The 12008-nt window shown below is 62.3% G+C and carries 7 protein-coding genes; 3 read left to right on the forward strand and 4 right to left on the reverse strand.

Annotation, left to right across the window (positions count from 1 at the left end; translation table 11 throughout):
- Window positions 1–59: 59 nt before the first annotated feature.
- On the forward strand, window positions 60–2261 hold the full coding sequence (locus BLT00_RS18325) for a patatin-like phospholipase family protein (protein ID WP_092145028.1): 2202 nt from the start codon (window positions 60–62) through the stop codon (window positions 2259–2261).
- Window positions 2262–2394: 133 nt separating this feature from the next.
- On the opposite strand, the gene BLT00_RS18330 is transcribed toward BLT00_RS18325, so the two are convergent.
- From BLT00_RS18330 to recQ, 3 genes are all read right to left on the reverse strand, one after another.
- Window positions 2395–4347: a FimV/HubP family polar landmark protein gene (locus tag BLT00_RS18330; RefSeq protein ID WP_092145030.1), complete on the reverse strand. Its 1953-nt coding sequence runs from the start codon at window positions 4345–4347 to the stop codon at window positions 2395–2397.
- 113 nt (window positions 4348–4460) lie between these two features.
- Window positions 4461–4895 (reverse strand): MarR family transcriptional regulator, encoded by a 435-nt coding sequence (locus tag BLT00_RS18335; protein WP_003199001.1) that lies wholly within the window; start codon window positions 4893–4895, stop codon window positions 4461–4463.
- A 118-nt stretch (window positions 4896–5013) separates the two neighbouring features.
- Window positions 5014–7140, reverse strand: coding sequence for a DNA helicase RecQ (gene recQ, locus BLT00_RS18340; protein WP_092145032.1), 2127 nt, complete (start codon window positions 7138–7140; stop codon window positions 5014–5016).
- 433 nt (window positions 7141–7573) lie between these two features.
- Here recQ and BLT00_RS18345 point away from each other — a divergent pair, with 433 nt between their 5' ends.
- Window positions 7574–8161: a UPF0149 family protein gene (locus tag BLT00_RS18345; RefSeq protein ID WP_003198997.1), complete on the forward strand. Its 588-nt coding sequence runs from the start codon at window positions 7574–7576 to the stop codon at window positions 8159–8161.
- A gap of 8 nt (window positions 8162–8169) precedes the next feature.
- The gene (locus BLT00_RS18350; RefSeq protein WP_063322443.1) at window positions 8170–8565 is read left to right on the forward strand and encodes a YbaN family protein; all 396 of its coding nucleotides are present in this window, start codon (window positions 8170–8172) and stop codon (window positions 8563–8565) included.
- A 263-nt stretch (window positions 8566–8828) separates the two neighbouring features.
- Here the strand turns inward: BLT00_RS18350 and BLT00_RS18355 are convergent.
- Window positions 8829–12008, reverse strand: a 3180-nt coding sequence (locus BLT00_RS18355; RefSeq protein ID WP_139209645.1) for a type I secretion C-terminal target domain-containing protein, incomplete at its 5' end; no start/stop codon positions are given.

Raw genomic sequence — 12008 nt, forward strand, 5'->3', positions numbered from 1 at the left:
TCCTGGATTCGAAGGCGTCGTTATAATACCCGCCTTTGACGCCCGCCCCGAGATTGACGATGCGCCGCCTCCTGCCCCTCCTGCTTCTGTTGCTGTTGCCCCTGCTCGGCCATGCCAACGTGCCCGCCGTCGAAGCGCCACGCCCGAAAATCGGCCTGGTGCTGTCCGGCGGTGCCGCACGAGGGCTGGCTCACATCGGCGTGCTCAAGGCCCTGGAAGAGCAAGGCATCAAGATCGATGCCATCGCCGGCACCAGCATGGGCGCGGTCATCGGCGGGCTGTATGCCTCAGGCTACAAGATCGACGAACTGGAAAAACTCGCCCTGGGCATCGACTGGCAACAGGCTCTGTCCGATGCGCCGCCACGCAAGGACGTACCCTTCCGGCGCAAGCAGGATGACCGGGACTTCCTGGTCAAACAGAAACTGAGTTTCCGTGACGACGGCAGCCTCGGCCTGCCCCTGGGGGTCATCCAGGGCCAGAACCTGGCCCTGCTGCTCGAAAGCCTGCTGGCCCACGCCAGCGATACACGGGACTTCGACAAACTGCCGATCCCGTTTCGCGCAGTCGCCACTGACATCGCCACGGGCGAAAAAGTCGTGTTCCGCAAAGGCCACCTGCCCAAGGTCATCCGCGCCAGCATGTCGATCCCGGCGGTATTCGCCCCGGTGGAACTGGACGACCGACTGCTGGTGGACGGCGGCATGTCCGACAACATCCCGCTGGATGTGGCCCGGGAAATGGGCGTGGACGTGGCCATCGTGGTCGACATCGGTACGCCCCTGCGCAACCGCAAGCAACTGGTCACGGTGGTCGATGTGCTGAACCAGTCGACCACCCTGATGACCCGGCGCAACTCTGAAGAGCAACTGGCAACGCTGAAGAAAGACGACGTGCTGATCCAGCCGGCGCTGGCGAGCTTCGGCTCCACCGATTTCGGCCGGGCCCAGGACATGATCGACGCCGGTTACCGTGCCACGCGGATACTCGAGACACGCCTGGCGCCTCTACGCCCGTCCGAGGCGCCCGACGCCGAGCTCATGGCCGCGCGCACCCCAAGCGAGCGCACGCCGGTCATCACCGCCATTCGTGTGGAGAACGACTCGAAAGTCGGCGATGACGTGATCCGATATTACGTTCGCCAGAAAATCGGCGAGCCGCTGGACCTGGGTCGCCTGCAGACCGACATGGGCACACTGTACGGCCTGGATTACTTCGAACAGGTGCAATACCGCGTGGTCCGCAAGGGCCCGGATCACACGCTGGTGATCAGCGCCCGGGGCAGACGCACCGGCACCGACTACCTGCGGCTGGGGCTGAGCCTGTCGGACGACATGCGCGGCGACAGCGCTTTCAACCTGGGAGCCAGCTATCGGGTCAACGGCATCAATCGCCTCGGTGCCGAATGGCTGACCCGGGCGCAGATCGGCGACAAGCAGGAGCTGTACAGCGAGTTCTACCAACCATTGGATGTCGGTTCACGTTACTTCATCGCCCCCTACGGGCAATTTGAATCTCGCAACGTGGAGTCCATCCTGGACAACGATCCGGTGGCCCAGTATCGCGTCGAGCGCTATGGCTTCGGGCTGAACGTGGGCCGCCAGATCAGCAACAACGGCGAAATCCGCTTCGGTGTCGGCCAGGCCTGGGGCAAGGCGGATGTGCGCATTGGCGATCACGACCAGCCCAGCGAAAACTTCAATGAAGGTTTCTATGAGCTGAAGTACTCCTTCGATTCCTTCGACAACGTGTATTTCCCCCACGAAGGGGAAGATATCGGCCTGAGCTGGCGTCAATACGAACCAGGACTGGGTTCCGACCAGCGTTACCGCCAGTGGGAGTTCAAGCTGGACAAAGCCCTGAGCAGCGGCCCGGATACCTTCATCCTGGGCGGGCGCTACGGTCGAACACTGGACACTGCTGAAGTCGTGACCTCCAGCTTTGTGCTCGGTGGCGCGCGGCAGCTGTCAGGCTTTCGCGAAGACGGGGTATCCGGACAGAACATCAGCCTGATGCGTGCCGTGTATTACCGCCGCCTCACACCGCGGGCCTATCTGCCACTGGACTTCCCGCTGTACATCGGCGGCTCGTTGGAACGCGGCCGGGCCTGGAACAACGACAACGAATTCGACAGCGGCTACATCAACGCCGCCAGCATTTTCCTGGGCTTCGATACACCGCTGGGGCCACTGAACTTCAGCTATGGCTTTAACGACGATGATGAACAGGCGGTGTATCTGAACCTGGGGCAGACGTTTTGAGGGGCTGTCTGGACAGGATTTGACAGCCTGATAGGCCGCTATCGCGAGCAAGCTCGCTCCCACATGGGGACGCAGATGGCTGTGGGAGCGAGCTTGCTCGCGATGAGGCCAGCCGCTACAGCCTCGATGGTTCTTAGCGAATCCCCGCCAGCAGCACCCGGGCGGTCTCCTTGAGGGGTTCGTCACCCTCCTCGAGCAGTTCTTCAAGCAGGGAGACGGCGGTTTTCAGGTCTCCATCGTCGATGCAATTCTGTGCCTGTTCCAGCTTGACCGAGTGTTCCGGGGCCTGAGGCTCGAGGGACAGGGTGTCCAGGGAAACAGGTTCAAGGGCCAGTGGCTCAAGTTCCAGCGACTGTTCTTCGTCGGCAAAGCTATCGAGGAAGGCATCGTCCAGCGACTCGGTTTCCAGTGGCGCTTCCCATTGCAGGTCCGGTTCGTCAAAACCTGAAAGCGAAAAGCTCTCGGCGGCATAAGGTGAAACAGCCTCTTTATCGGCAGTGTTGTCCTGGGCATCGGCGAGGTCCCAGCTGGTTTCCATGGACAGCGCATCCAGGTCCAACTCGAACTCGTCACCGGGCACCGGCTCACGTTCAGGAGCAGGTGTCGGTGTAGATGAAAGAGCCGGGACCTGAGATGGTACCGACGCCACTGTCGGCGCGGCGATCATGGAAACCTTGGGGTAGCGCCCGCGGACCTCCTCCAACGTCCCGGCATCGATACCCTGTGCCTGTAGATGATGCTCCTGGGCCTGGAAACCGATGACATCGCCCTGCTTGCCCAGTACTTCCAGCAACTTGAGGCCCAGGTCGGTGCGTTCCGGCTCCGCCAGCAACGCGGCGCGCAACAGCCCTGCGGCCTCGGTGAATCGACCGTAGGTCAGGTAGATCCCGACGCCCTCCAGCACATCACCCAGGGGCGTGTCACCGTTATTGAACGATGCCGCGTTCTCGGACGGCTCCGTGTCGGGGATTGATGCAAAGGTTTCGTCGCCCTCCTCCAGCATCGGCTCGGGACGCCCGGTCATCGGTTCCAACTCGGCCTGCTGCTGCCGACGCCGAACGAACAGTAACAGCGCCAGCAACCCCAACAGGCCCACCAGCCCCGCCACCCATGTCCAATTGATGCCCTCTGGCTCTGCTACCGGTTCTGTAGCGGGTTGCGCGTTCGACGCCGGTTCCGATGCAGGAAGCGCCGGTTGCGGTTGCGTCGATGCGACAGGGGCTGGCGCTACCTCGGCCAGCCGGGCCTGCAATTCGCTGATCTGCTTGCGCTGGCCAGCGACTTCCTCGTCCTGGGCCTGGAGCCGGGCCTGCAGTTGCTCGATAGTCTTCTGTTGCTGCTGGTTTAGCAGCACGCTGGCGGCCAATTGCTCATCGGACGCGGCGGGGGCCTGGCCGGCCGGGGTTGCAGCCGACGTCGGCAGCACGGCCGAGTCGGGCAACAACAAGCGCTGGCCGATGGAAAGCCGGTCGCTGCCGGGGTTCAAGGCCTGGATTGCTTGCATCAACTCATTGATCGACGCGTTGCTGCCGGCGTCATGCAGGCGTTTGGCGATGAGCCAGGGGTTGTCCCCCGGCACCACGGTGTAGCGCTTGCCCTGTACCGCCGGGGGCGGCTTGATGGACGGCGGGGCCTCGGAAGGTTCGTCACGGACAGGCACGATACCCGGTGTGCCCGGCGGGTCGATCAGCACGGTGTATTCGCGCAGCAGGCGCCCGTTGGGCTGATTGAGCTGCACCAGGAAGTTGAGAAAGGGTTCCTCCACCGGTTTGCTGGAGGTCACCCGAATGAAGCTGCGCTCCCCGCGCAAGACCGGCGTGAAGCGCAGGTTGTTGAGAAAAAACGCCCGCTCCACACCCGCACGACTGAAATCGTCCGGGCTCGCCAGGCTGGCCGACAGATCGCCCTCGCCGATGCCGGCCACATCGACCAAGGCGATATCGGCGCGCAACGGCTGGTTCAGGGCGGAATGGAGCGTCATGTCCCCCAGTCCCAGCGCCGACGCCAAGGCCGAATACCCCAGGGCACCCACGACGACCGACACGTTGACCCAACTGCGCAACGTGGACTGCAAACTTTCAAGCATGGGTATCCCTTTCGACTACCAGACTGAGCGTAAACGCATCCAATACGATCACTTAGTACTGGTTATAGTTCGCTAATCGCCGAATCTCAAAAGTCTGGCGCCAGGGATATGCCTCAGGATTTTTCCAGGTTGGCCAGGATCGTACCGTGGACCCGCATGCACACGCGCATGTCCGCTTCATCGACCCCTTCGAACAGCTCACGCCGCAATTGCGTGGCAATGGTTTCGATTTGTTCGATCAACGGTAGGGCCGGTGCGCAGAGCACGATTTTCTTGGCCCGGCGGTCCTCGGCCACGGCCTGGCGCTGTACCAGCCCCTGGGTTTCCAGGCTGTCGAGCAACCGGGCCAGGGTCGGTCCTTCGACGGCGACGCTCTGGGCCAGTTCACGCTGGGTCGGCGCCTGTTCGAAACGGGCCAGGTGCAACAGCACCAGCCAACGCGCCTGGGACAGGCCCAACCCGGCCAGGCGACGATCCAGTTCGGCACGCCAGCCCCGAGACATTTGCGCCAACTGCATGCCAAAACGGTGTTGATCGGTTAACGGCATAAAAAAACTCATCAGATCTGAAATAGAGAAAAACTAATTATTAGTCAGCTAAGCATGAGCTTTGGATTCAAGCAAGGCTCGCCTTGTACTGAATCGTTAAAGGAACGCAACTTACTGATCAGACTTCAAATTCCGACTGCAATGCAGCCCTGACGCAATACAACACGCCTTCGGGAACCCGTCCGACAAACAGTGCGGCAACTTCAGACACTGGTGGTAACTCGCCTTCGCCGTCCAGGAAGGCATCCTGCACTTCACCCAGCAGTTCCTCGGGCAGATCCAGTGCCTGTTCCAGGGATAACTGCTGTTTGCCAATGGCCTCGGCCAGCATCGTGTAGACGTTCTTTTCCGAGCACTGCAGTTGCCCGGCGATCTGCAACGGCGTCATGCCGGCCCGGGCCAGTGTGATGAGTTCGTGGCGTACATCGGCCACCGCTTTCGGTGCTTCGGCCTCGCCGCCCAGGACCTGGAGGAAGGCCTCGCCATACCGCTCCAGCTTGCGCGCGCCCACGCCACTGACCCGGGCCATTTCCGCCAGGGAGGTGGGCTGGCTGCGGAGCATTTCCAACAGCGTCGAGTCGGGGAAGATGACGTACGGCGGGACGCCGTGCTCCTCGGCCAGCTTGCGCCGCAAGGCCCGCAAGGCTTCCCATTGATCGCGCTCTTCGCCACGCACCAGTTGGCTGGCCTGGCTCTTGCTGCTCTTGACCGCCGTTGCCGGTTTGAGGTCGCGGCGCAGTTCGAGGGTGACTTCACCTTTGAGCAATGGCCGGCAAGTCGCACTCAGGCGCAGGCCGCCGTAGCCTTCCAGGTCGATGTCGGCCAGACCGCGGGCGACCAGTTGTCGGAATAATGAACGCCACTCACTCTCGGTGCGCGCCTTGCCCACACCGAACACCGACAGGTGCTGGTGGCCAAAGCTGCGGACCTTTTCGTTGTCCTTGCCCAGTAACACGTCCACCAGATGCCCAACACCGTAGCGCTGGCCGGTGCGGAAAATCGCCGACAAGGCCTGGCGGGCCGGTTCGGTGGCGTCCCAGGTTTCCACGCCATCAACGCAGTTGTCGCAATGCCCGCAAGGCTGGGGCATGTCTTCGTCGAAATAGGCCAGCAGGGTCTGGCGCCGGCAGCGGGTTTCTTCGCACAGAGAGAGCATCGCGTCGAGCTTGTGCTGCTCCAGGCGCTTGTGGCGCTCATCACCTTCGGAGCTCTGCAACATCTGCTTGAGCATCACCACGTCTTGCAGGCCGTAGGCCATCCAGGCGTCGGCCGGCAAGCCATCACGACCGGCACGCCCGGTTTCCTGGTAATACGCCTCGAGGGACTTGGGCAGGTCCAGGTGCGCGACAAAACGCACGTTGGGCTTGTCGATGCCCATGCCGAACGCAATGGTGGCCACCATGATCAGGCCTTCCTCGTTGAGGAAGCGCTTCTGGTGATAGGCCCGCAGGTCGTTGGGCAGGCCGGCGTGATACGGCAACGCCGGGAACCCCTGCTCACACAGAAACGCCGCCACTTCATCGACCTTCTTGCGCGACAGGCAGTAGACGATGCCGGCATCACTGCGACGTTCGGCGAGAAACGCCAGCAACTGCTTGCGCGGCTGCTCCTTGGGGACGATGCGGTAGAAAATATTCGGACGGTCGAAGCTGGACAGGAAGCGCTCGGCATCCTGCAAGTGCAGGCGCTCGACGATTTCCTCGCGGGTGCGCTTGTCGGCGGTGGCGGTCAGGGCGATGCGCGGCACGTCGGGGAACAGTTCCGCCAGTTGTCCCAGTTGCAGGTATTCACGCCGGAAATCATGGCCCCATTGGGACACGCAGTGGGCTTCGTCGATGGCGAACAGGGCGATTTCCAGGCTCTGCAGGAACGCCAGCATACGTGGCTGCACCAGGCGTTCCGGGGCCAGGTACAACATCTTCACTTCGCCGCGCCTGATGCGTGTCGCCAGGTCCCGCTGTTGCTCGGCGCTGAGGGTGGAGTTCAGCGAAGCAGCGGCAACCCCCAGTTCCTCGAGGGTCGCAACCTGGTCGTCCATCAATGCGATCAGTGGCGAGACCACCACGGCCAGGCCGTTGCGCAACAACGCCGGGACCTGGAAGCACAAGGATTTGCCGCCGCCGGTGGGCATGAGCACCAGGGCATCGCCACCGCTGGCCACGCGCTCAATAATGGCACCCTGGCGGCCACGAAAACTGTCGTAGCCGAAGATGTCCTTGAGGACGCGTTGAGCCTGTTCGAGCATAGAAACTCCAAAAATCACCGAAACATCCCTGCAAGGCTGGTTCAGAATCACAAAAGCTGCACCGGCAAATCGTAAGTGCGCGTTTCGAACCGGCGGGACGCCGCAGGGCATCACAAAACGCGGCAGTATACCCGAGGCCTTCGTTGCGAAGGGCGCTGCTGACAAGAGGTGTTCGATGAAGCCCTTGCACTGTTGCCAGTCATGCACCGAACCTGTGGCGAGGGAGCTTGCTCCCGCTGGGTGGCGAAGCCGCCCCAAAAAACAGGGCCGCTGCGCGCCCCAGCGGGAGCAAGCTCCCTCGCCACGGGGGATAAATGCCAGGGCATGCGGGCAACCCAGCCCTTACCGGCAAGGCAAATACGCCACGCGGCTGGCCTGGGCGCTCAAGAAGGCCTAGAATTCCCGCATTGTTTATTCCCCAAGGTAGCCCGTAATGTCCTTCGCTGAGCAACTGACCCGCCTGCAAGTCTTCCTCGACGCCGATGAGCTGCACGAAGAGGCGCTGGACTACGTGGCCGCTCACGGCTATCTGACCGCCCTGTCCATCTGCGCAGAAACGGTGCCGGACCGTGAGTGGATCGACGCCCTGTTCGCCGAAGAGCCGCATTACAGCGACGAAGCCCAGCGTGCCGAAATCGAAGCCACGCTGGTCGGCCTCAAGGCCCACATCGCCCGCCAACTGGCTTCCGACGAAGAGTTCGAACTGCCGTGCGACCTGGACTTGGGCGATGACCCGGACGATTCGGAACTGCGTGGCTGGTGCATCGGCTTCATGGAAGGCGTGTTCCTGCGCGAAGCCGCCTGGTTCGAAACCGCCGAAGAGGAAGTCAGCGAAATGCTGCTGCCGATCATGGTCGGTTCCGGTCTGTTCGACGAGCAACCGGAGTTTTCCGACATCGCCGCCGACGCCAACCTGATGGACGACATGATCGTCCAGATCCCCGAAGCCCTCACGGCCCTGTACCTGCTGTGCAACGCACCGGACGAGAAACCGGCGATCCTCAAGCCTCGCCACCACTGAGTGACCGGGTGCCCTCGCCCATTGGCAATCGCCCGCTGATCCTGCGTTACGTTCTGTTGGCCATCGGCTGGCTGAGCGTAGCGCTGGGGGTCATCGGCATCTTCGTCCCCGTACTGCCCACCACCCCTTTCCTGCTCTTGGCGGCGGCCTGTTTCGCCCGCAGTTCGCCGCGCTTCTACCAATGGCTGGTAGAACATCCCCGCCTCGGCCCGTGGATTCGTGACTACCTCAGTGGCAAGGGCATCCCGCTCAAGGGTAAGGTCTATGCCATCGGACTGATGTGGGCGAGCATCCTCTTTTCCTGCTACCTGGTGCCCCTGCCGTGGGCCCGGGGGTTCATGCTCACCAGTGCGGTGCTGGTAACGGTTTATATCCTCAGGCAAAAGACGCTGCGCAAGCCTTGACTGTGGCACGAGCCTGGATCTCCTGTGGCGAGGGAGCTTGCTCCCGCTGGGTGGCAAAGCCACCCCAAATGAACTAACTCAATTTTCCTGGCTCATCGCACCCAGCCTTTTTTGCGACTGCTGCGCAGCCGAGCGGGAGCAAGCTCCCTCGCCACAAAGGCATGCATGCGTCCAGCAATCTGTGGATCCACCCACAAGGTTCAGAAAAACAAAACCCGCCATTTCCAGACCGGAAATCGCGGGTTTTGTTATTTCAGCTCATCTCACACCGTGTCCACCTTCAACGAGTGGTCATTCAACATCCCGTTGATGATGGTCGCCGTATCTGCACCTGCGATCATTCCGTCTGCGCCGGGTGTGACGCCGTAATGACTGGCGAGGTTGACGCCGGCCAGGTCGATGGTCTGGTTCGGCGTGGCGCCGGCGATGGCGCTGACGTCGATGCTGGTAATGACCGACGCCCCGCTGCCGCTCACGCTGAAATGCAGGTAATCGTCCAGTGACGCCGCGCTGCCATTCTCCCCCTGCAACAACTGGGACAGGTCGAGTTTGTCGACACCGGGCGCGAAGTCGGTGATCACGTCGTGGCCGCTGTTGCCCGCCTGCCATTGGAAGGTGTCGGCGCCGCTGCCGCCGGTGAGGGTGTTGTTGCCCAGGCCGCCAATCAGCAGGTCATCGCCGCCACCGCCATTGAGCACGTCATGGCCCAGACCACCGTCGAGGCGGTTGCTGGCGCCGTCGCCGGTGAGGGTGTCGTTGAAGTTCGAGCCCACCAGGTTTTCGATGCCGATCAATGTATCGGTGCCCGCGCCCAGGGTGTTCTGCGCCGCCAGCAGGCCCAGGTTCACCGTGACTGCCGACGTGGCATGGGCGTAGCTGACGGTGTCGTTGCCCGTACCGCCATCGAGCAGGTCGTTGCCCGTGCCGCTGTAGAGCAAGTCATTGCCGGCCCCTCCGTTCAGGGTATTGTTGCCCGAACCGGCGCTGAGTACGTCGTTGCCGTCGCCGGCGTTGAGGATGTTGTCGCCGTTGCTAGCCAACAGCACATCGTCGCCACTGGTGCCCGTCAGGGTATGGCCCGCCTGGTAACTGATGCCTACCGCTGCGCTGTCACTGCCGCCATGGTTATCGCTGGCGGTGTAGCTGCCGTGGTAGTCCGGTGTTTTGTCTTGCGCCCCGGAATAGTCAACGGTGAGGGTCAGTTGATAGTTCTCCGCAGCGTTGGAATTACCGCCGCCGGGATTGGCGATATTGGTGACGTGGATCTGGTAATTGCCATCCGCTGCCGCGGTGAAAGAAGCCCCATCGTTGATCGCAATGAATGGCCCGCCGTTGAGCGAATACTCCATCGCAATGCGACCGGCCGACAGGTTGTGGTCCAGGGTGAGGGTTTCGCCCTGTTTGAGGCTGATGTTGAGCCGGTCTTCATCGTTGGTGTTGTTATTGGACACCATCCCCAGTGCACCGCTGACCACCAACATCGCCGTCATGCTCGCGGTATTGGCGACGAAAGCGCTGCGGCTGAGGTTGATCGATTGCACGTTGTTGCCGGTGAAGCTGGCCGTGCCGGTGCTGCCGGTGAAGTCCGCGCCTTTGGCGACCCAACCGGTATTGAAACTGGTGGGTGACGCGCTGAGCGGATCGCCGTTGGCGTCGCTGTCGTTACCCAACAGCAATTCACCCGGAATCACGATGTTGCCCGACAGCACGTTGGTGATGATGTTGTCGTCAGCCGCTATCGGTGGGCTGTTGGGTACGACGTTGATCACCAGGTTGGAGCTCGCCAGGTCACCGTCATGGTCACTGACGGTGTAGCCGATGTGCTCGGAGATCAAGGTGCTGGTGGCCGTCTGGGAGGTGTAGCTGAACGCACCGGTATCGAGGTTGACCACCAGGGTGCCGTCGTGGTCGGTGGCGATGCTCAATGTGTTGGTGGCGGTATTGAAGGAGCCATGGTTGAGCCCGCCGCTGGCGGTCAGCGCGCCATGGCCACCGTTGGCCGCCGGGTCATAGCTGTACGTGGTGCCATCGACCACCAGGCTCTTGATAAACCCGCCATCGGCGCCGAACGAGCCTCCCTCGCCCAGCAGGTTGCCGGTGACCGGCGCGCCTTGCACGGTACCGGAAAGCACCGAGTTGAGCTGGTTCAGGTCGGTGACCACCACCGCGTTGGTGTTGGTGTGCGTGCTGCCGTCATAGGCCAGCGGGTCGAGGTTGATGTTTCTGGCGCCGCTGCCCAGGCCGACGGCGTAATTCTTGATGCCGTTGGCATCGAGAAAGGCTTTCCATGCGACCTCGTCCGCCGAGCCGATTTCGCCCAAGGTCGGCTTGCCATCGGAGAAAAAATAACCAATGTTCTGGGCGCCGGTCAGTTGTCCGGGGGTGGCGAACGCCGTCTTGGCCATCGCCACGGCCGCATCGTAATTGGTGTCACCGTGCGCGCTCAGCGCGGCGATCAGTGTCTTGGCAGTTGCCACGTCCACCCACACGGCACTCTGGTCGGTGGCACTGCCGCTGAAGGTCACCAGCTGGACTTTGACGTCGCCCATGTCGTCGTATTTGTCGAGCAAGGCGCTGATCGCCTGTTTGGCCAGATCCATACGCGAGAGCCCCGGCACGCCGGAATCGTCTTTCATGCTGCCGGACACATCCAGCACGATCAGCAGGTTCGAATCGACCTCCACCGCCGTGACCGAACGCTCGGACGCGACAGCCTTTGGTATGTCATCGACGATGCTGACCACCAGGCTGCCGGTGGTGCTGTTGCCCAGGGAGTCCGTGGCCTGGTAGGTGAAGCTTTCGCTCAACACGTTCGGGCCATCGTTGGCATGGGGTGTGGTCGTGGCCGGCGAGGTCAAGGTGTAGGTGTACAACCCATCAGGATGGAGCAGCAACTGACCGTAGGCACCGGTGGCATTGCCCACCAGGGTGAAGGTGACGGCGCCCGTGGCACCGCTGACCGAGCCGACCAAGGTCCCGCTGGCGGTTTCACCGGTAGCGCTCGGGTCACTGCCGGTGACGGTGCCGGGGGCCAGGTCCAGGCCGTCCTGGGTCAGGTCCAAGGCTTTTTCGTAGACGGTCACGTCATGGTCGGTTTCTGCGACGAGGCAGCTGTTGTGCACGTCGACAGTGATGGTCGTCGTGCTTTCATCACCATCGGCATCACGCACGGTATAGGTGAAGACATCGGTCGCGCCTGGTGCGCCGACAGCATCGGGATTGCTGTGGTAGACGGCGTTGCCGTTGGCGTCCAGGGTCAGGTAGCCGTAGGTGCCGTTGATCTGGCTGTTCAAGCCGCCGATGGCTGGGTTGGTGGTGTCGTTGCCGGCACGCACGCCGATGATTGCGCCGCCGTCTGCACCGAGTACGTCGTTGTCCAGCACGTTGCCATTGACCGTGCCGCCCTCTACCACCGAGGCAAAATCGGCATGGGCCTTGGGCAC

The sequence above is a fragment of the Pseudomonas sp. NFACC51 genome (assembly GCF_900103575.1).
Lineage (GTDB): Bacteria > Pseudomonadota > Gammaproteobacteria > Pseudomonadales > Pseudomonadaceae > Aquipseudomonas > Aquipseudomonas fluorescens_Q.

What these genes read in the sequence shown, in the direction of transcription:
- BLT00_RS18325 (WP_092145028.1), top strand. Translation starts at nt 60, where the DNA reads ATGCGCCGCCTCCTGCCCCTCCTGCTTCTGTTGCTGTTGCCCCTGCTC.
- BLT00_RS18330 (WP_092145030.1), bottom strand. Translation starts at nt 4,347, where the DNA reads ATGCTTGAAAGTTTGCAGTCCACGTTGCGCAGTTGGGTCAACGTGTCG.
- BLT00_RS18335 (WP_003199001.1), bottom strand. Translation starts at nt 4,895, where the DNA reads ATGCCGTTAACCGATCAACACCGTTTTGGCATGCAGTTGGCGCAAATG.
- recQ (WP_092145032.1), bottom strand. Translation starts at nt 7,140, where the DNA reads ATGCTCGAACAGGCTCAACGCGTCCTCAAGGACATCTTCGGCTACGAC.
- BLT00_RS18345 (WP_003198997.1), top strand. Translation starts at nt 7,574, where the DNA reads ATGTCCTTCGCTGAGCAACTGACCCGCCTGCAAGTCTTCCTCGACGCC.